Consider the following 19,206-nt stretch of genomic DNA (forward strand, 5'->3'; position numbering starts at 1 on the left):
CCCGGTTTTCAGGGGCCGGGCGGCGGCGGGGCTTCCTGCGGCGCCTGGTCCTTCTCCTGCTGCGCCTGGGCCTCCTGCCGCTCCTTGGCCATCTGCTCGACCAGTTGCTGGCGGCCCTGCTTGGCCACGGCAATGAGCTGGGCCTGGTCCTTGTGGTGGGGGTACATGCGCTCGATCAGCTCCAGGTTGTGCTCCCGAAAGCGCGTGGTGGTGCGCTGGGCCTCGGCAGGGCTGTGGCCGGCGAGTTCCAGCACGGTGCGCGCCGAGACCAGGCTGGACTCGAAGACTTCGCGCTCGACATGGTGCACGCCCAGGTCGCGCAACTGGTACCAGTGGGCCATGTCGCGCGCGCGGGCCACGATCTCCAGGTGCGGAAAGCGCTTGCGCACGCGGGCGGCGATCTTCAGCGATTGCTCGGAAGAGTCCACGGCAATGACCAGCACCCGCGCCTTGTCCGCGCCGGCAATGCGCAGCAGGTCCATGCGCGTGGCATCGCCGAAGAACACGCGGTAGCCGAAGGTGTGGGCCACTTCCAGCATCTCCACGCTGTGGTCGAGGATGGTGGCCGGCACGCCCTGGGTCAGCAGCACGCGTGCCACGATCTGGCCGTAGCGGCCAAAGCCCGCAATGATGATTTGCGCGTCCTGCGGCTCCGATATTTCATGGGGCCTGGCAGGCTGGCCCGCGCCGTCGACCTGGCAATCCTTCATGTCGGCAAAGCGCTTGAGCAGCAGCTTGTCCATCAGCACCAGCACCAGCGGGCCGATCAGCATGGACAGGGCCACGGCGGCTACCAGCATGGACGAGATGCTGTGGTGGAACACCTTGTACTGCGCCGCCGTCTGGAACACCACGAAGGCGAACTCCCCGCCCTGGGCCAGCAGCAGGGTGAACACCGGGCGCTCGCGCCAGGGCAGCTTCAGCACGCGGGCCAGGGTGTAGAGCACGGCGCCCTTGAGCGCCAGAAAGCCCAGCACCATGGCCGCCATGGCCCAGGGCGCGCGCAGCAGCACGCCGAAGTCGATGCTCATGCCCACGGCCATGAAGAACAGGCCCAGCAGCAGGCCCTTGAAGGGCTCGATGTTGGTCTCCAGCTCGCTGCGGTACTCGCTGTCGGCCAGCAGCACGCCGGCCAGGAAGGCGCCCAGCGCCATGGACAGGCCCACCTGCACCATCAGCATGGCAATGCCCACCACCAGCAGCAGCGAGGTGGCCGTGAAGATCTCGGGCGTGCGGCTGCGCGCGATCCAGCGCAGCAGGGGGCGCAGCAGCAGGCGGCCGCCCACCACCACGGCGGCGATGGTGCCCACGGTCTTGAGCACCTGCAGCCACAGGTGGCTGTCGGTGTGCGTGGCATTGGCGGCCTTGACCGCGCCCAGGATGGGGATCAGCGCCAGGATGGGAATGGCGGCCACGTCCTGGAACAGCAGGATGGAAAAGCCGGCCTGGCCGCTGGGCGTGCGCATGAGGTTGCGCTCGGCCATGACCTGCAGGCAGATGGCCGTGGACGACAGGGCCAGGCCCATGCCCGCGATCAGGCTCACGCGCCAGGAAAAGCCGAAGGCCCAGGCCGCCAGGAACAGCACGCCCGTGCAGGCCAGCATCTGCGCCAGCCCCCATCCCAGGATGGGCCGGCGCAGCTCCCACAGGCGGCTGGGCTGCAGCTCCAGCCCGATCACGAAGAGCATCAGCACCACGCCGAACTCGGCAAAATGAAGAATGTCATCCACATTGCTGACAAGCGACAGTCCCCAGGGGCCCATGGCAATCCCGGCACCCAGGTAGCCAATGATGGCGCCCAGGCCCAGGGCACGCGCAATGGGCACGGCCAGCACGGCGGCGGTGAGATAGAGAAAGCCGTAGGTCAGCCAGATGGGGGCGCTGTGTTCCATGGGAGCTTGGGATCTTGGAGTTGGTGTTTACCCTGGGGCAATTGATTGTGTCACTCTCACAGCCGGGTCAGCTTTCTGACAGGGTTAAAAATGCCCCCACGCTCCCCTTGCTGCGCAAGGTCCGCTGACCCTGGCCGGGCGCCCCCCGAGGGGGCCGTTTTCATCTTGGGGCGGCCCGGCGATGAAAAATGCCACCGAATGCTTCACCGCCCCATCCGGCTTTGCCGCGGCAGTGCGTCATATCGGCTGCACAGTTTTAAGATGCCGGCCTGCTCCGTATTTTTAAGGTGTTTGGCATGGATTGGCATACTTGGATCGCCTACTTTGTGGCCTGCTGGATCATTGCGGTCTCCCCAGGCTCGGGCGCCGTGCTGTCCATGAGCCATGGCCTGTCGTATGGCGTGCGCAAGAGCAGCGCCACCATCTTCGGGCTGCAGCTGGGGCTGCTGACCATCTTGCTGATCGCCGGTGCGGGCGTGGGCTCGCTGCTGCTGGCCTCCGAATGGGCGTTCAACGCCGTCAAGATCGTCGGCGCCTGCTATCTGATCTACCTGGGCATCAGCCAATGGCGCTCGGGTGCCGCACCCCTGGCCACCCAGGAATCCATGCCCGAGCTCAGCGTGCGCCGCCGCGTGCTCACGGGCTTCCTGACCAATGCCACCAATCCCAAGGGCATCATCTTCATGGTGGCCGTGCTGCCCCAGTTCATGACCACCAGCCGCCCGCTGTGGCTGCAGTTGCTGATCCTGGCCGCCACCATGCTGGCCGTGGACACCATGGTCATGCACGGCTATGCGGCCAGCGCCAGCGCGCTGCGCGGCTTCATGCGCAGCGCGCGTGCGGTGCGCAGCCAGAACCGGGTCTTTGGCGCACTGCTGATGGCCGTGGGCACAGGCCTGTTCTTTGTTCAGCGCGCGTCCAGGTGACATCCACCCTGGACTAACCCTAGCCTGTCGCGCGCCCGACATGGAGCGCGCGGCACCGGCCCCTACCATTTGGGGCATGAAAACCTTCCATTCCTATTCCGAAGTGCGTGCCTGCGTGGGGCAGGAAGTCGCCGTCAGCGACTGGATCACCATCACCCAGCAGCAGGTGCAGCTGTTCGCCGATGCCACGGGCGACCAGCAATGGATCCATGTGGACCCCGAGCGCGCGTCCAAGGGCCCCTTCGGCGCGCCGATTGCGCACGGCTTTCTGACGCTGTCGCTGATCCCCCAGTTTTTCCAGAACTGCTTTCACATCGAAGGCGCGCAAATGGGCGTGAACTACGGCCTCAACCGCGTGCGCTTCACCTCTCCCGTGCCCGTGGGCAGCCGCCTGCGTGCGCGCCTGACGCTGCAGGCCGCCGAGCCCATCGAGCCCGGTGGGCTGCAGATGACCTGGCTGGTGACCGTGGAGCGCGAAGGCGCCGACAAGCCCGCCTGCGTGGCCGAGTCCGTGGCCCGCAACTACGGCGCCAAGGCCTGAATCAAAACTGACCCCCACGCTACCCTTGCTACGCAAGGTCCGCTGCCCCCCGGAGGGGGCGCTTTTCATCTTGGGGCGGCCCGGCGATGAAAAAAGCCCGCAGGGGGCACCTGCGGGCTGGCTGCGTGGTGGCAGCGGTTGCGGGGGGCTGAGGCTCAGGCGCCGAAGTTCAGCTGGCCCGAACGCTCGGCGGCGGCGGCTTCGCGGCGCACTTCATCGCGGCTCACGGTGGCGGTGGCAGTGTTCTGGATGGGCAGGTAGCCTTCGGCGACGGAGGGCATGGTGCCATTGGCCTGGGCGGCCTTGAGGTCGGCCATGACCTGGGCACGTGTCAGCGTGCTTTGGGTCTTCACTTCGGGCGGGTAGCTGCTGTTGTCGGCGTAGTCGAAGCCGGCAGCCTGGGCGGCGATGGCGGAGATGGAGAGGGCGGCCAGGACGGCAAAACGGCGGGTGTTCTTCATGATTCAAGTCCTTTGTTTTGTTTCTGGGACAGGGCGTTCTTTGCGGAAATCGCTTGGTAACGTAGAGCCCATGACTCAAATGTAGGACGGCTTGGAATCGGGAAAAACCCTTGGATTGGCAATGCGCTTTTTCAGCTGTTGAAACAATCGGCCGGGAACTTTCCGCCCGGTCCGACCGATCGCTCAGGCCGCGCCGGCTGCTCCCTCGGCCAGGGCAGCGCCCGCGAATTGCTGCTGGCGCCAGGCTTCGAACACGGTCACGGCCACGGCATTGGACAGGTTCAGGCTGCGCTGCTGCGGCAGCATGGGCAGCCGCAGGCGCTGCTGCGGCGGGAACTGCTCGCGCACCTCGGCGGGCAGGCCCTTGCTTTCGGAGCCGAACACCAGCCAGTCGCCGGGCTGGAAACCGATGGCGTGGGCGGGGCTGCTGCTGTGCGTGGTCATGGCGAACATGCGCTGGCGGTCCGGCTGGCAGTCCTGCAGGAAGGCCTGCCAGTCGGCATGGCGGCGCACGGGCGCGTACTCGTGGTAGTCGAGGCCGGCGCGGCGCATCAGGCGGTCTTCCATGGAAAAGCCCAGCGGCTCGATCAGGTGCAGGCTGCAGCCGGTGTTGGCGGCCAGACGGATCACATTGCCGGTATTGGGCGGGATCTCCGGCGCGACGAGAACGATATGGAACATGGCCCGTATTGTCTCGCGGCGGCCTATGCCCCCGGGCCCCGAACCCCCACGATCAGGGCGTGCGCGCCAGCACCAGGGCGCTGACCTCGGCCGCGCCTGCACGCCGCAGGCAGGTGGCCAGCGCATGCAGGCTGGCACCCGTGGTCATCACATCGTCGATCAGCAGGACCCTGCGGCCGCGCACATGGGGCAGTTGCGCCGGCGGCACCGCGAAGACCCCGCGCAGCTGGCGCAGGCGCAGGGCGCGCGGCAGGTCATGCTGGGCCTGTGCCGTGTGGGCGCGCTGCACGGCCTGGTGCCGCAGCTTGCCGCGGGTGGATGGGCCTGACAGCGCACGGGCCAGCACCAGGGCCTGGTGAAAGCCGCGTTCGCGCAGGCGCTGGGCAGACAGGGGCATGGGCAGCAGCAGATCGCATTGCTCCAGCTGCTCGCGGGCCCCGTGCTGCTCCAGCAGCAGGGCGGCCAGGCTGCGTGCCAGGCCGGTGTCTCCCCGGAATTTGAAGTCGCCGATCACCGTGTGCCAGGGATAGGCGTAGTCCAGCGCGGCAAGGCAGTGCGTCAGTGGCGGGGGCTTGACCAGGCAGGCGCCGCAGACCTGCTGGCCCCCGCTGGCGCCGTGCCCCGCTGGCAGCGGCATGGCACAAAGCCCGCAGCGCGGCAGCGGCCTGGCCCAGCGCAAGCGGCAGTCCTGGCACAGGCGCTGCGCCGGCCAGCGGCGGCAGACGGCGCACTGGCTGGGCAGGCCGGCATGCCAGTGCGAAAGCCATGACGCAGGCAGGTTGGGCATGGAGTCAATATACTCGCGCCGCGTCCGCCACCCCTTTGCTCCGGGGCCGGGCGCCTGTCTTTCGAGGAGCCCGGATTCCCCGCCCAGCCATGTCCCACGAATTGCCCCCCACCATCGATCCGGCCGCCGCATTGCGCTGGCAGCAGGCCGCGCCTGCGGCCTCGCCGTGGCTGCATGAGGAGGTGGCGCGCCGCATGCAGGAGCGGCTGGACTGGATCGTCAAGCCGCCCCAGCGCTGGTGCCACTGGCAGCCCGTGCGCGGCGGCCTGCAGGCCCATGCGCTGCTGCGCCAGCGCTATGCGCAGTCCGAATGCCTGGTCTATGAAGCCTCGCCGCTGCATGAGGCCGCCGCCCGCGAGCAGCTGGGCGCGCGCTGGTGGCAGCCCGCGCGCTGGACCGGGGGCGCCACGCGCTTCGGCGAACCCGAGCCTGCCGGCGTGGACATGCTGTGGGCCAACATGGCCCTGCACCAGCAGGCCGACCCGCAGGCGCTGATCACGCGCTGGCATCAGGCGCTGTCCGTGGACGGCTATGTGATGTTCTCCTGCCTGGGGCCCGATACGCTGCGCGAGCTGCACGCCATCTACGCCCAACTGGGCTGGCCGCCCGCCGGCCAGGCCTTCACCGACATGCATGACTGGGGCGACATGCTGGTGCACGCAGGCTTCAGCGAGCCGGTGATGGACATGGAGCACATCACGCTGACCTTTGCCACGCCCGAGCGGCTGCTGCAGGAGCTGCGCGAGCTGGGCCGCAACTTCCATCCGCAGCGCTTTGCCGCCCTGCGCGGCCGCCGCTGGCAGCAGCGCCTGCACGATGCCCTGCGCGAGCGCCTGGCCGGCCCCGACGGGCAGCTGGCGCTGACCTTCGAGATCGTCTACGGCCACGCCTACAAGCCGCAGCCGCGCGTGCGCCTGGAGTCCAGCAGCGCCGTATCGCTGGAGGACATGCGCAGCATGCTGCGCCAGCCGCGCAACACGGGTTTGCGATAGCCCCAATGTCGCTTTCCGGTCATTGATCGAAAACAAAAACGTCTACACTTTTCCCGAGCTGACAGAGACAACAGCTTTCCCTGGGCTCGCTTTCCCGGGCCGGGAAAAGACCAGCGGTCCGCAGGCCGAAAGGGGAGACGATTTGGTGTTTCGTTTTGCCACGGGAACGAGAACGGGCCGACCCATCCAGGAGCGGCCTGCCCACGAGTTTGATCATCACCGGCTGCAGCAGTGCCTGTTCCTCTGGGAGCGGGCACTGGTCTTTCTGTCCCTGCTGTCCCCTCTTCTGTGTCGCATGCCGGGCCGCATGCGCCCCCTTTTCCAATCCGCTCCCGGCCCCCATGGCACACATGCCCTGAATGGCCGGCGTGCGCGCATTCTTCCGTCCACCTTGCTGCTGTCCTCCGAATTCATGCGCCTGCAGGCGCAGGCGGGGATGGCTGTACGCCCGAATCCTGGTCCCACGTCCGAGCTGCCGTTGATGCCGGCTGGCACGCTATTGGTGATTGCGCGCAGGCACATCTGCGGCGCTTTCATGCATGCTCGGACAGTTGAGGCCGGGAGTTGCCCTTTGGGCAGGCGTTGAACGGTCTGGCTGCGCGGCCCCCACGCCGGCGCAGCGGAGCGAGTGGATAACCCGAGGCTTAGATGTAAGTGAAAACTATGAAAAGCATTTCCACCAAGCTGGTTCTCTGGGGCTTGATGAGTGTGGCAGGGGGAGGCTCCCTTGCGCATGCGACGACAGATCTGCCAGGCGGCCCGGCCGTCAATCAGCTCAACCTTCATCCGGCAGTCACGCGCATCGCGCATGAGCAGCATTACCTGCACTGGATGATGCTGATCATCTGCACGGTGATCTTCATCGGCGTGTTCGCCGTGATGTTCTATTCGATCTGGAAGCACCGCAAATCGCGCGGCGCCAAGGCGGCGAACTTCCACGAATCGGCCACGGTCGAGGTGGTCTGGACCATCGTGCCGTTCATCATCGTCGTGCTCATGGCGCTGCCGGCCACCAAGGTGCTGGTGGCGCAGAAGGACACCACCAACGCCGATGTCACCATCAAGGCCACGGGCTACCAGTGGAAATGGGGCTACGACTACATCAACGGCGAAGGCGAGGGCCTGAGCTTCATCTCCACGCTGGACAGCAGCCACCGCGCGCTGTCCGACAGCGGCGATGTCTCCAAGGCACCCAACGACTACCTGCTCAAGGTGGACAACCCGCTGGTCGTGCCCGTGGACCGCAAGGTGCGCATCATCACCACGGCCAATGACGTGATCCACTCCTTCATGGTGCCGTCCTTCGGCATCAAGCAGGACGCGATCCCGGGCTTTGTGCGCGACACCTGGTTCCGTGCCGAAAAGACCGGCGACTACTACGGCCAGTGCGCCGAGCTGTGCGGCAAGGAGCATGCCTACATGCCCATCCACGTGAAGGTGCTGTCGAGCGACGGCTACAAGGCCTGGGTGGACGAGCAAAAGAAGATCGCCGCCGCCAAGAAGGACGACCCCAGCAAGGTCTGGAGCCTGCCCGACCTGATGGCACGTGGCGAGAAGGTCTATGCCGCCAACTGCGCGGCCTGCCACCAGGCCAACGGCAAGGGCGCCGGTCCCATCAAGCCGCTGGACGGCAGTCCCATCGTCCTGGGTCCCACGGCCGAGATGATGCATGTGGTGCTGGAAGGCCGTGCCAACGGCGCCATGCCCGCCTGGAAACAGCTGAGCGATACCGAGCTGGCCGCCGTGGTCACCTTTGCCAAGAACCACTGGTCCAACAAGACCGGCCAGCTGGTGCAGCCGGCCGAGTTCGTGGCCGCCCGCACCGGCAAGTTCCCCGGCCAGTGAGCCCGCAAGACAGATGAGCGATTGGAGATAACAGCATGAGCGCCGTACTTCCCCCCATCCACAGCCCTGCGGGCGAGGGCCACGAACATGCGCATGAGCACGAGCATGGACACGGGCATGACGACCATCACCACCACGCCACGCCCACGGGCTGGCGGCGCTGGATGTTCGCCACCAACCACAAGGACATCGGCACGCTGTACCTGCTGTTCTCGTTCACCATGCTGATGGTGGGCGGGGTGCTGGCGCTGCTGATCCGCGCCGAGCTGTTCCAGCCCGGGCTGCAGATCGTCAACCCCGAGCTGTTCAACCAGCTGACCACCATGCACGGCCTGATCATGGTGTTCGGCGCCATCATGCCGGCCTTCGTGGGCTTTGCGAACTGGATGCTGCCGCTGCAGATCGGCGCCTCCGACATGGCCTTCGCGCGCATGAACAACTTCAGCTTCTGGCTGCTGATCCCGGCCGGCCTGATGCTGGTGGGCTCGTTCTTCATGCCCGGCGGCGCCCCCGCCGCAGGCTGGACGCTGTATGCGCCGCTGACGCTGCAGATGGGCCCGTCCATGGACACCTCCATCCTGGCCATGCACATCATGGGCGCCAGCTCCATCATGGGCGCCATCAACATCATCGTCACCGTGCTGAACATGCGCGCGCCCGGCATGACGCTGATGAAGATGCCCATGTTCGCCTGGACCTGGCTGATCACCGCCTACCTGCTGATCGCCGTCATGCCCGTGCTGGCCGGCGCCATCACCATGACGCTGACGGACCGCCATTTCGGCACCAGCTTCTTCAACCCCGCAGGCGGCGGCGACCCGGTGATGTACCAACACATCTTCTGGTTCTTCGGCCACCCCGAGGTCTACATCATGATCTTGCCGGCCTTCGGCATCATCAGCCAGATCGTGCCGGCCTTCAGCCGCAAGAAGCTGTTCGGCTATGCCTCCATGGTGTATGCGACCTCGTCCATCGCCATCCTGTCCTTCATCGTGTGGGCGCACCACATGTTCACGACCGGCATGCCCGTCACGGGCCAGCTGTTCTTCATGTACGCCACCATGCTGATCTCGGTGCCCACGGCCGTGAAGATCTTCAACTGGGTGGCCACCATGTGGCGCGGCTCCATGACCTTCGAGACGCCCATGCTGTTCTCGGTGGGCTTCATCTTCGTGTTCACCATGGGCGGTTTCACGGGCCTGATCCTGTCGATGGCGCCCATCGACATCCAGCTGCAGGACACCTACTACGTGGTGGCCCACTTCCACTACGTGCTGGTGGCCGGATCGCTGTTCTCCATGTTCGCGGCCTACTACTACTGGGCACCCAAGTGGACCGGCGTGATGTATTCGGAGACGCGCGGCCAGATCCACTTCTGGGGCTCACTGATCTTCTTCAATGTCACCTTCTTCCCCATGCACTTCCTGGGCCTGGCCGGCATGCCGCGCCGCTATGCCGACTACCCCATGCAGTTCGCCGACTTCAACATGGTGGCCTCGCTGGGCGCGCTGGGCTTCGGCCTGATGCAGGTGTATTTCTTCCTCTTCGTCGTCGTGCCCGCCATGCGCGGCAAGGGCGAGAAGGCGCCGCAAAAGCCCTGGGAGGCCGCCGAGGGCCTGGAGTGGGAAGTGCCTTCGCCGGCGCCGTTCCATACCTTCGAGACGCCGCCCAAGCTCGATGCCACCGCCACCCGCATCATCGGTTGATGCAAGCCCCAAGGGAGATGCACATGGACGCACAGCAACGAAAAGCCAACCTGCGGCTGGCGCTGATCCTGGTATCGGTGGCGCTGGTCTTTCTGGCCGGCTTCGTGATCAAGATCACCGTGCTCCATTGAGGGCAGGCAACAGGAGGGACGTCCGTGAGCGTGCGCAGTGAAAACGCGAAGATGGTGGGCAAGCTGGCCGTGGTGGCGCTGGGCATGTTTGCCTTCGGCTACGTGCTGATTCCCATCTACAAGCACATCTGCGAGCTCACGGGCATCAACATCCTGTCGCTGTCCGAGCGCCAGGTGCCGGGCAACGGCACGGCCGGGCGCGATGTGAAGCTGCCCGCCAACTCGCAGGTGGACAAGAGCCGCACCATCACCGTGGAGTTCGACGCCAATGCGCGCGGGCCCTGGGACTTCAAGCCGGCGCAGCGCTCCATCCAGGTCCATCCGGGCGAGCTGGCCACGGTCATGTACGAGTTCCAGAATGTGCAGGACCGCCGCATGGCGGCCCAGGCGATACCGAGCTATGCGCCACGCCAGGCGGCCGCGCATTTCAACAAGCTGGAGTGCTTTTGCTTTTCGCAGTACACGCTGGAGCCCGGAGAAAAGCGCGAGTGGCCGGTGGCCTTCGTGATCGATCCGCGCATCTCCAAGGATGTGACCACGATCACGCTGTCCTATACCTTCTTCGAGGTGGGCGGCAGGACGCCGGCCGCACCCACGGGCGAGGCGCCGGTGGCGGCAGGGCCGAAGCAGGAGCCCGCCTCATGAATGCGCCGCAGCCACGGGAGCCGCGCCGCCCGCCCAGCGTGTGGCGCACGGTGCGCGCCGTGGCTTGGTCGCTCTTCGGCGTGCGCAGGGGAAGCGAGTACCAGCAGGACGGGGAGCGCATCACGCCGCTGCATGTGATTGCAGTGGGGCTGGCGGCCATCTTCGTGCTGGTGCTGGGATTGATCGCGCTGGTCAAGCTCGTGGTCTGAGCGGCGCGGCCATCGGGGACAGAGTGATAGACGGGAAACCGAGAACCAAGAATTTCAGGAGCTGAGCAATGAGTGCAACCACCCACGGCAAAACGCCTTACTACTACGTGCCGGCCGAGTCCAGCCACCCCGTCATGGCGGCGGCGGGGCTGTTCTTCGTGATCCTAGGCGCGGGCAACTGGATCAATGGGCATGAATGGGGCATGTACAGCCTGGGCCTTGGCCTGGTCTGGTGGCTGGCCGTGCTCTTTTTCTGGTTCCGGGAAGCCGCGCATGAAAGCGAGTCGGGCAAGTACGGGCGCAAGATCGACCTGTCCTTCCGCTGGAGCATGAGCTGGTTCATCTTCTCCGAGGTGATGTTCTTCGGCGCCTTCTTCACCGCCCTGTGGTGGGCGCGTTCGCATTCGGTGCCCGCGCTGGGCAGCCTGGACAACGCTTTGCTCTGGCCCGACTTCAAGGCCGTCTGGCCCAGCATGGCGGCCGGTGCCACGGCCTCGCCGGCCAACAGCGTCGAGCCCTTCCAGACCGTGGGTCCGTTCTGGCTGCCCACCATCAACACGGCGCTGCTGCTGACCTCGGGCGTGACGCTGACCATCGCCCACCATGCGCTGCAGGCCGGCCACCGCGCCCGCACCATCGCCTTCATGTGGATGACGGTGGTCCTGGGCTTCGTATTCCTGTGCGTGCAGGGCTACGAGTACTACCACCTGTACACCGAGCTGAACCTCAAGCTGTCCTCGGGCGTGTTCGGCTCGACCTTCTTCCTGCTCACAGGATTCCACGGCTTCCACGTCTTCGTGGGCATGCTGATGCTGTTCTTCATCACCATGCGCCTGCATGCGGGGCACTTCACGTCCGAGCGGCATTTCGGCTTCGAGGGCGCGGCCTGGTACTGGCACTTCGTGGACGTGGTCTGGCTGTTCCTCTACGTCCTCGTGTACTGGATGTGAGGGCCTGCCCGCCCCATGCAAAAAGAAGCGCCTGGGCGCTTCTTTTTGTTTGCGGGGGCAGGGGGCTTGTCTATTGCCCGGCGGTCCAGCCCGTGGGATGGATGTAGCCCTGCTTGGCGGCCAGCAGCACGCACAGGAACAGCGTGATGGACAGGCCCACGCGCAGCGCCAGTGCGCGGAACATGGCGCGGCTGCGGCGCCTGTCGTCGCCCGGACCCTCCTGGTCTTCGGGATTGCGGCGCATCATGAAGAACAAGGCGCTGCCCAGACTGGCGACAATGGCCAGCAGGGCGAGAACGATCACGAATTTCATGGGTGGATTATCCGGTGCGTGTTTCCAGAATGCCAGACCGCTGGCGGTTTGTACTGATCACCTTGGCCGCGCTGATCGGCGTGGCCATCACACTGTCCCTGGGCCGCTGGCAACTGCAGCGCGCGGCCTACAAGCAGCAATTGTTCGATGCCGTGCAGCGCCAGCAGGGCCTGCCGCCGTTGGACAACGCGCAGCTGGCGCCCATGCAGCCCGGTGCTGCCCTGAACACCGAGGCGGCGCCCTGGCTGCACCGGCCCGTGCGACTGCAGGGCCACTGGATTGCCGGGCAATCGCTGTACCTGGACAACCGCCAGATGCAGGGCCAGCCGGGCTTCTTTGTGCTCACGCCGCTGCGGCTGGCCGCGCCGCATCAGGATGTGGTGATTGCCGTGCAGCGCGGCTGGGTGCCGCGCAACTTCCTGGACCGCACGGCCTTGCCCGAGGTGCAGACGCCCGAAGGCCTGGTGACCGTTGAGGGGCGCATGGAGGCCGCGCCGTCCCGGCTCTACGAATTCGGCCGTGCAGGGGCAGACCCTGATGGGCAAAAGTCGCGCATCCGACAGAATGTGGACATTGCCGAATGGGCCGTGGCCTCCGGGCTGCCGCTGCGCGAATGGAGCCTGCTGCAGACCGGCGAAGCCAGCGAAGGCCTGCGGCGCGACTGGCCCGTTGTGACGGCCGGTGTCGAGAAACACCATGGCTATGCGTTCCAATGGTTTGGACTTGCGGCCCTGATCACGCTTTTGTATGTCTGGTTCCAAATCGTCCGACGCTTTGTCCGCCCGCGCCATGCCCGCTCCTGAGACTCCCCTGGAGATGACCGTCCATGGCCTGCCACCCTTGCAGCCGGCCCTTGCCGGCGCGCAGCGCACGCGCAGCGGCCGCTGGAAGATGCTGGCCGTGTTCGCGGTCTGCGCCGCGCCCGTGGTGGCCTCCTATTTCACCTACTACGTGCTGCGGCCTGGCCAGCAGCGCAGCTTTGGCGAGCTGATCGCGGCCCAGCCGGCCCTGCCTTCGGCCACGGCCACCACGCTGGACGGCGCGCCGCTGCCGCTGCAGTCGCTCAAGGGCCAGTGGCTGCTGCTCAGCGTGGCGGGCGGTGCCTGCGGCAGCGCCTGCGAAAGCCATCTCTATCTGCAGCGCCAGCTGCGCGAGACACTGGGCCGCGAAAAGGACCGGCTGGACCGGGTCTGGCTCATCTCCGACGACGCACCCGTGCCCGCGCACCTGCGCCCCGCGCTGGCCCAGGCCACGGTGCTGCGCGTGCCTGAGGCCGTGCTGCGCGGCTGGCTGCAGCCGGCGCCCGGCCATGCGCTGCAGGACCACCTGTACGTGGTGGACCCGCAGGGCCACTGGATGATGCGCATGCCCGCAGGCCTGGGCATGGCCGATGCCGGCAAGGCCAAGCGCGACCTGGACCGGCTGCTGCGTGCATCGGCCTCCTGGGACACGGCAGGGCGTCCGGGCGACGGCGAGTAAGGCTGGCAGGCCCCGGTAGGCCGGCAGGCAGGCCCCGCGGCGCCGGGGTCTTGCGGTTATGGGTTATGGTTTGCGGCTGTGCGAAAGCGCCTTCAGCGGACGCTTTCGCCTTTTCCCTTTCCAGCCCGGGCCGGCGCGCAGCCTTTGCGGCCACGCAGCCTGCGGCAACTACCTTGTTGAGGAAGCATGAACAAACGGACAGCGCTGCGCGTTCTGGGCTTGACCGCCATGGCATGGGGCGCCCTGGCGCTGAGCGGATGCTCGCGCGAGGCAAAGACCAGTTTCCAGGGCGTCGATGTCACGGGCGCCGAATACGCCAAGGACATTCCCCTGCGCGATGTGGACGGCAAGCAGCGCAGCATCAAGGACTTTGCGGGCAAGGTCGTCGTGGTCTTCTTCGGCTACACGCAATGCCCCGATGTCTGCCCCACCACCCTGCAGGAGCTGGTCGAGGTCAAGCAGCAACTGGGCGCCGATGGCGACAGGCTGCAGGGCGTCTTCGTCAGCCTGGACCCCGAGCGCGACACGCCCGAGGTGCTCAAGGCCTACCTGGGCAACTTCGACCCCGGCTTCGTCGGCCTGCACGGCACGCCGGACGAGACGGCGGCCGTGGCCAAGGACTTCAAGCTCTTCTACAAGAAAGTGCCCGGCAAGACCGAAGGCACCTACACGCTGGACCATTCGGCCGGCAGCTATGTCTATGACACGGCCGGCCGCCTGCGCGTGTATGAGCGATACGGCGGCGGCCCGCAGGTGCTGGGCGCCGACGTCAAGGCCCTGCTGCAGGAAAAGCGTTCCTGATCCTGCGCGCGCCGCAGCCAATGTGACCCCCGTCACATTGACTGCGTTTAGGTGCGCTGCAGCACACCATCCCTGATGTGCATCGCCTCAGGACTGCTTAGAGTGGGCCCCGCCTGGGGGTGTCATGCCGACGCCCCGCCCATCTCCGAGAGACCTGATCCATGCGGCGAAACGTGTACGTCACCCAGCGTGAGTACCCTCTGAGCGAAGGAGAGACGCTTCTTTCCGTCACCGACCTGAAGGGGCGCATCGTCTATGCCAACGATGCCTTCATCCGCGTCAGCGGCTTCGAGGCCGCCGAGCTCTACGGCAAGGCCCACAGCATCGTGCGCCATCCCGACATGCCGGCCGCCGCCTTTGCCGACATGTGGTCCACCATCCAGCGCGGACTGCCCTGGAGCGCCCTGGTCAAGAACCGGCGCAAGAATGGCGACCACTACTGGGTGCGCGCCAACGCCAGTCCCATACGCCATGCGGGCGCCGTGGTCGGCTACCTGTCCGTGCGCACCCGGCCCGAGCCGCGCGAGGTGCAGCAGCATGCGGCGCTCTATGAACAGATCAATGCCGGCGTGCACTCGCTTGGCCTGCACCGGGGCTTTCCCGTGGGGCGTGGCGCCGTGGGCGCGCTGCAGCGGTGGTGGCGCTTTCGGCCACTGGCCTGGCGCGTGCAGGCCGTGGTGGCCGGCCTGTGGCTGCTGGGGTCGGCCGGGCTGTGGTCACCCGCGCTGCAGGCATCGGCCGTGCCGCCGGCCCAGGTCTGGCCGGCCTGGCTGATCTGGAGCCTGGCCTGCGTGGCGTCCGGGCAGTGGCTGCGCAGCCGGCTGCTCATGCCCCTGGCGGCGCTGCGCGGCCAGGCCCAGGCCGTGGCCAGCGGGCAGCAGACCGATGCACGGTTCCTGCAGCGCACGGACGAGATCGGTGCCATCGGCAGCGCCGTGCGGCAGACCGGACTCAACCTGGTCTCCCTGGTCGGCGACATCCAGGGCAAGAGCGACCAGGTGCGCCGCTGCGCGCTGGCCGTGCAGCAGGGCAGCACCGAACTGAGCGACCGCACCGAAGCCGCGGCCGCAAGCCTGGAGCAGTCGGCCCAGGCCATGCAGGCCCTGGCCAGCGCCATCGAGCGCAGCAGCGCCCAGGCCGGCGAGGCCGCCGCCCGCGCGCGGCACGGCGTGGACATGGCAGGGCAGAGCAGCCGCATGGTCGTGCAACTGGACCAGGGCATGCGCGGCGTGGCCCAGACCAGCGACCAAGTGGGGCAGATCAGCTCGCTCATCGACGGCATCGCCTTCCAGACCAACCTGCTGGCGCTCAACGCCGCCGTGGAGGCGGCACGCGCGGGGGAACACGGCAAGGGCTTTGCCGTGGTGGCCGACGAGGTGCGCGGCCTGTCCCAGCGCAGCGCCCACGCCGCGCGCCAGATCAAGGCGTTGATCGAGGCATCGCAGCAGCAGGTGGCGCAAAGCTGCGCCATGGCGCGCGAAGTGGGCGAGGCCATGCTGGCCGTGCAGGCCGATATGCGCGAGCAACTGGTGCTGGCCGAAGGCATGCAGGCCGCCAGCCAAGCCCAGGCCGGTGGCGTGCAGCAGGTGCAGGCCGCCGTGCAGCAGCTCGAACAGATGACCCAGCACAATGCCGCCCTGGCGCGCGACACCATCGGGCACGCACAGCTGCTGGCCGGACAGGCGCAGGCGCTGGAGGCTGCGGCATCGGTCTTTCACGGCAACGGGGCGTCCGCATGATGGCGGCGGGCTGGAGCATGGTTGCCGGCGATCCCGCCGCACCGGGCGAGGCGCTGGACGAAGACCTCAAGCGCGTGGCCATGGAGGCCGCGCCCGACGGCATCCTGCTTGTGGACCGCAGCGGCCGCATCCTGCTGGCCAATCCCGCCATGCAGGCCATGAGCGGCTATGGCGCCGCTGAATTGCTGGGCCACTCGCTGCACATGCTGCTGCCGGCCGAGGCGCAGGCGGCCCACGGGCCGCAACTGCAGTCCTACTTCGCCCAGCCCGCGCGCCGGCCCATGGGCCAGGGGCGCGATCTGTGGCTGCTGCGCAAGGACGGCAAGCGCCTGTCGGTGGACATCGCCCTGGGCCACTCGCCGCACGGCAGCGGCGTGGCCGTGGCCTTTGTGCGCGACCTGTCGCAGCTGCGCCAGATGGAAGCCTGCATGCACTACCACGCCACCCACGACACGCTGACGGGCCTGCTCAACCGCTGGCAGTTCGGGCTGCAGGTGGAACAGGCGATCTCGCAAGCGCAGGCGCAGTCTGAATCGGGCGCAGGCCCCGCGTCCTTTGCGCTGCTGCTGCTCGACCTCGACAACTTCAAGGCCATCAACGACGGTTATGGCCACGACGTGGGCGACCAGGTCCTCAAGGAGGTGGCGCGCCGCCTGCAGGTCGCGCTGGGCGGCTCGGCCACGCTGGCGCGCATGGGCGGTGACGAGTTCACCGCCCTGCTGCAGCCCTGCAACGAGCCCGATCTGAGCCAGCGCATCGACGCGCTGCTGCACGAGCTGTGCCGGCCCTGCACCATAGGCCACTACGCGCTGAACTTCGGCGCCAGCGTGGGCGCAGCCTTCTATCCGCAGGACGCGGGCGATGCGGCCACCCTCATGCGCTATGCCGACATGGCCATGTACGACGCCAAGCAGCGCAGCCGCTCCTCCTATGCGCGCTATGCCAGCGCCATGGGCGAGGCCATGGCCGAGAAAGTGCTGCTGCACGAACGCCTCAAGCGTGCCCTGGACCGGGGTCTGCTGAGCCTGCACTTCCAGCCCCAGGTGCAGGTGCTGGGCGGCCAGGTCCAGGGCGTGGAAGCCCTGCTGCGCTGGAACGACGAGCAGATGGGCTGGGTCTCGCCCGAACGCTTCGTGCCCGTGGCCGAATCCACGGGGCTGATCCTGGCGCTGGGGGAATGGGTGATCGATGCTGCCTGCCGGCAGGCCGGCGACTGGCTGCGCGCAGGCATGCCGCTGCGCGTGGCGGTCAACCTCTCGGCCCAGCAACTGCGCCAGGCCGACCTGCAGCAGCGCCTCATGGCCAGCCTGGCCCGGCATGGCGTGCCGCCGCACCTGCTGGAGCTGGAAGTCACCGAGTCCGCCGCCATGACCGACCCGCTGCAGGCGCGCGAGCTGCTGGGCAGCCTGCTGGCGGCCGGCGTCTGCGTGGTGCTGGACGACTTCGGCACCGGCTACTCCTCGCTGGCCCACCTGCGCGATCTGCCCGTCTCGCGCGTGAAGATAGACCGCACCTTCATCGGCCCCATGCTCGACAGCCCGGCCGACGCCAAGATCGTCAAGGCCGTGATCGCGCTGGCCCGCACCCTGGGCCTGCAGGTGGTCGCCGAAGGCGTGGAAACCGCCGAGCAGCTGCGCCTGCTGCGCATCCTGGACTGCGACGCCTACCAGGGCTGGCTCTTCGCCCGCGCCATGCCGGCAGAGCAGATTCCGCCTCTGTTGCAAAGGCCTGCAGAGGCGGTGTTGGTGCAGTAAGCGGGTGATCCGAGTGTCAGGCTGCTGGCTGCTGCGATGCGGCAGGAGCGATGGTGAGTCTGAAGCCCATGGCCTGAATCACCTTGAACAGCGTCTCGGAACTGGGCGCCCGTTCGCCAGACAGGCTTTTGTAGAGGCTTTCGCGAGAAAGTCCGGTGTCGCGAGCGAGCTGAGTCATGCCGCGCGCGCGTGCGATGTCGCCCAGCGCCGCAGCCAGTTCGGCCGGATCGTTGTCTTCCAGCGCCTGGCGCAGGTACTCCACGATTTCCTCTTCGGTGCCGAGGTAGTTGGCCATGTCGAATGGCCGCATCTTGATGTTGCTCATAGCTTGATCTCCCTGGCCATCGCCCTGGCCGCAGCAATGTCCTGCGCCTGGCTGGACTGTCTGAATCACACGCGGGCAAAGTGTAGCCAGGTGGCTACATGAAATCGTCGGATAGGCATGCTCAATCGCCACTCCCTCCATATTCCTTTGCCTGCAGACCTCCCCCACTGATCCTCAACAACACCGCAGGCTGCAGCACGCAGTGCCATCGGTCGGGCCGCTCCAGTGCGCCGAGCTGCACCAGGCGCACAAGGCTGCGCGCGATGGTTTCGCGCGTGGTGGCCAGCAGGGCGGCCAGTGCGCCCTGGCTGGGCAGGCGCACGAGCAGGCTTGACTGCAGCGCGGCCAGTTGCATCAGGGTGGCGGCCAGCTGGCGCATCACGCCGGGGATGCGGACGATGTGGGCCCATTCCGCCAGCAGGGCGTTGTTGCAGGTGTAGCTGGCGGCCAGCGCGCGCACGAAGGCGGCATCGACCAGGCCGCGGCGCGTGATGGTGGCAATGTCCACGTAGCAGATGCGCCCCGGGCCCAGTGCCTCGAAGTGCATGGCCGAGGGCTGCTGAAGCCAGCCCGGGCTGCCCAGCGCGTGGCCGTTGCCGAACAGTGCCACGGGCCGCTGCACGCCGTCGCCGCCACGGCGGATGGCCAGGACGAAGCCGATCTTGATCACCTGGAATTCATGGGCGACGCTGCCCTGCGCCTGGAGCTTCTGGCCCTTGGCCAGGCCGCGTTCGCGGATGTGCGGAAGCCATTGCTGGAATGCGGGCTCGGGCAATTGGCCCAGCAGGCAATGGGACGAACGCATGCATTCGCTGCAGCGAACCGCTGAAGGCGTGGAGGACGACGATGGCATGGGGCACGCAGGCTAGGATGCGCCGCAGCCTGGGCGGGCAGACAGCCACCCAGGGCACCGGCAGTGGACCCGGGCGGCGCGCCCCGGGAGAAGCCGTGCAGGCTAGCGGGCTATGCCGTTGAATGCAACGCGATGTAACGCGTTTCGCGCGGGATGGCGGCCATCTGCCGCTGTTT

Annotated in this window: 21 protein-coding genes; 14 read left to right on the top strand and 7 right to left on the bottom strand. The window is 67.2% G+C overall.

Annotated elements, in window-relative coordinates; translation table 11 throughout:
- Window positions 1-8 precede the first annotated feature (8 nt).
- Window positions 9-1,892 carry a glutathione-regulated potassium-efflux system protein KefC gene (gene kefC / locus ACUTR7_RS15105; protein WP_013803992.1) on the bottom strand — a complete coding sequence of 628 codons (1,884 nt, stop codon included), beginning with the start codon at window positions 1,890-1,892 and terminating at the stop codon, window positions 9-11.
- Window positions 1,893-2,188: 296 nt separating this feature from the next.
- Between kefC and ACUTR7_RS15110 the strand changes: the two genes are divergently transcribed.
- Together ACUTR7_RS15110 and ACUTR7_RS15115 are read left to right on the top strand one after the other, a co-directional pair.
- Window positions 2,189-2,818: a LysE family transporter gene (locus ACUTR7_RS15110; protein ID WP_012203595.1), complete on the top strand. Its 630-nt coding sequence runs from the start codon at window positions 2,189-2,191 to the stop codon at window positions 2,816-2,818.
- Between the two features lie 76 nt (window positions 2,819-2,894).
- On the top strand, window positions 2,895-3,359 hold the full coding sequence (locus ACUTR7_RS15115) for a MaoC family dehydratase (RefSeq protein WP_034390662.1): 465 nt from the start codon (window positions 2,895-2,897) through the stop codon (window positions 3,357-3,359).
- A gap of 155 nt (window positions 3,360-3,514) precedes the next feature.
- On the opposite strand, the gene ACUTR7_RS15120 is transcribed toward ACUTR7_RS15115, so the two are convergent.
- From ACUTR7_RS15120 to ACUTR7_RS15130, 3 genes are all read right to left on the bottom strand, one after another.
- A complete protein-coding gene (locus ACUTR7_RS15120; RefSeq protein WP_013803990.1) occupies window positions 3,515-3,820 on the bottom strand; it encodes a DUF4148 domain-containing protein in 306 nt (101 codons plus the stop codon).
- Between the two features lie 183 nt (window positions 3,821-4,003).
- The gene (gene trmL, locus ACUTR7_RS15125) at window positions 4,004-4,501 is read right to left on the bottom strand and encodes a tRNA (uridine(34)/cytosine(34)/5-carboxymethylaminomethyluridine(34)-2'-O)-methyltransferase TrmL (protein ID WP_065346320.1); all 498 of its coding nucleotides are present in this window, start codon (window positions 4,499-4,501) and stop codon (window positions 4,004-4,006) included.
- Between the two features lie 52 nt (window positions 4,502-4,553).
- The gene (locus ACUTR7_RS15130; RefSeq protein ID WP_012203599.1) at window positions 4,554-5,288 is read right to left on the bottom strand and encodes a ComF family protein; all 735 of its coding nucleotides are present in this window, start codon (window positions 5,286-5,288) and stop codon (window positions 4,554-4,556) included.
- Between the two features lie 89 nt (window positions 5,289-5,377).
- Here ACUTR7_RS15130 and ACUTR7_RS15135 point away from each other — a divergent pair, with 89 nt between their 5' ends.
- The 7 genes from ACUTR7_RS15135 to ACUTR7_RS15165 all read left to right on the top strand — a co-directional run bounded on the left by ACUTR7_RS15135 (window position 5,378) and on the right by ACUTR7_RS15165 (window position 11,766).
- The gene (locus ACUTR7_RS15135) at window positions 5,378-6,280 is read left to right on the top strand and encodes a class I SAM-dependent methyltransferase (RefSeq protein WP_012203600.1); all 903 of its coding nucleotides are present in this window, start codon (window positions 5,378-5,380) and stop codon (window positions 6,278-6,280) included.
- 663 nt (window positions 6,281-6,943) lie between these two features.
- Window positions 6,944-8,125 (top strand): cytochrome c oxidase subunit II, encoded by a 1,182-nt coding sequence (coxB, locus tag ACUTR7_RS15140; protein ID WP_013803986.1) that lies wholly within the window; start codon window positions 6,944-6,946, stop codon window positions 8,123-8,125.
- Between the two features lie 35 nt (window positions 8,126-8,160).
- A complete protein-coding gene (gene ctaD, locus ACUTR7_RS15145; RefSeq protein ID WP_012203603.1) occupies window positions 8,161-9,831 on the top strand; it encodes a cytochrome c oxidase subunit I in 1,671 nt (556 codons plus the stop codon).
- 23 nt (window positions 9,832-9,854) lie between these two features.
- Window positions 9,855-9,962: a cytochrome oxidase small assembly protein gene (locus tag ACUTR7_RS15150; RefSeq protein ID WP_012203604.1), complete on the top strand. Its 108-nt coding sequence runs from the start codon at window positions 9,855-9,857 to the stop codon at window positions 9,960-9,962.
- A 24-nt stretch (window positions 9,963-9,986) separates the two neighbouring features.
- Window positions 9,987-10,607 carry a cytochrome c oxidase assembly protein gene (locus ACUTR7_RS15155; RefSeq protein WP_013803985.1) on the top strand — a complete coding sequence of 207 codons (621 nt, stop codon included), beginning with the start codon at window positions 9,987-9,989 and terminating at the stop codon, window positions 10,605-10,607.
- Window positions 10,604-10,816, top strand: coding sequence for a DUF2970 domain-containing protein (locus ACUTR7_RS15160; protein WP_013803984.1), 213 nt, complete (start codon window positions 10,604-10,606; stop codon window positions 10,814-10,816). Before ACUTR7_RS15155 ends, ACUTR7_RS15160 begins: the two co-directional genes overlap by 4 nt.
- A 68-nt stretch (window positions 10,817-10,884) precedes the next feature.
- Window positions 10,885-11,766, top strand: a complete 882-nt coding sequence (locus tag ACUTR7_RS15165) for a cytochrome c oxidase subunit 3 (protein WP_012203607.1) — start codon at window positions 10,885-10,887, stop codon at window positions 11,764-11,766.
- A 70-nt stretch (window positions 11,767-11,836) separates the two neighbouring features.
- Here ACUTR7_RS15165 and ACUTR7_RS15170 read toward each other — a convergent pair whose 3' ends face one another.
- Window positions 11,837-12,079, bottom strand: a complete 243-nt coding sequence (locus ACUTR7_RS15170; protein WP_445609162.1) for a twin transmembrane helix small protein — start codon at window positions 12,077-12,079, stop codon at window positions 11,837-11,839.
- A 29-nt stretch (window positions 12,080-12,108) separates the two neighbouring features.
- Between ACUTR7_RS15170 and ACUTR7_RS15175 the strand changes: the two genes are divergently transcribed.
- The 5 genes from ACUTR7_RS15175 (at window position 12,109) to ACUTR7_RS15195 (ending at window position 17,852) form a co-directional block, all read left to right on the top strand.
- Window positions 12,109-12,882: an SURF1 family protein gene (locus tag ACUTR7_RS15175; protein WP_445609219.1), complete on the top strand. Its 774-nt coding sequence runs from the start codon at window positions 12,109-12,111 to the stop codon at window positions 12,880-12,882.
- Entirely contained in the window at window positions 12,869-13,558 is a 690-nt protein-coding gene (locus ACUTR7_RS15180; protein ID WP_043783264.1) for an SCO family protein, read from the top strand. Before ACUTR7_RS15175 ends, ACUTR7_RS15180 begins: the two co-directional genes overlap by 14 nt.
- 186 nt (window positions 13,559-13,744) lie before the next feature.
- Complete coding sequence (locus ACUTR7_RS15185; RefSeq protein ID WP_445609163.1) at window positions 13,745-14,359, top strand: SCO family protein; 615 nt, start codon at window positions 13,745-13,747, stop codon at window positions 14,357-14,359.
- A gap of 161 nt (window positions 14,360-14,520) precedes the next feature.
- A complete protein-coding gene (locus ACUTR7_RS15190) occupies window positions 14,521-16,098 on the top strand; it encodes a methyl-accepting chemotaxis protein (protein WP_445609164.1) in 1,578 nt (525 codons plus the stop codon).
- Window positions 16,095-17,852: a putative bifunctional diguanylate cyclase/phosphodiesterase gene (locus tag ACUTR7_RS15195; RefSeq protein ID WP_445609165.1), complete on the top strand. Its 1,758-nt coding sequence runs from the start codon at window positions 16,095-16,097 to the stop codon at window positions 17,850-17,852. The genes ACUTR7_RS15190 and ACUTR7_RS15195 overlap by 4 nt, the downstream gene beginning before the upstream one ends.
- A 16-nt stretch (window positions 17,853-17,868) precedes the next feature.
- Here the strand turns inward: ACUTR7_RS15195 and ACUTR7_RS15200 are convergent, their stop codons facing one another.
- Both ACUTR7_RS15200 and ACUTR7_RS15205 read right to left on the bottom strand, forming a co-directional pair.
- Complete coding sequence (locus ACUTR7_RS15200) at window positions 17,869-18,177, bottom strand: addiction module antidote protein (protein ID WP_063327131.1); 309 nt, start codon at window positions 18,175-18,177, stop codon at window positions 17,869-17,871.
- Window positions 18,178-18,298: 121 nt separating this feature from the next.
- On the bottom strand, window positions 18,299-18,982 hold the full coding sequence (locus tag ACUTR7_RS15205; protein WP_445609166.1) for a Crp/Fnr family transcriptional regulator: 684 nt from the start codon (window positions 18,980-18,982) through the stop codon (window positions 18,299-18,301).
- Window positions 18,983-19,206: the final 224 nt, after the last annotated feature.

The organism is Delftia sp. NA_296.1, from assembly GCF_052692095.1.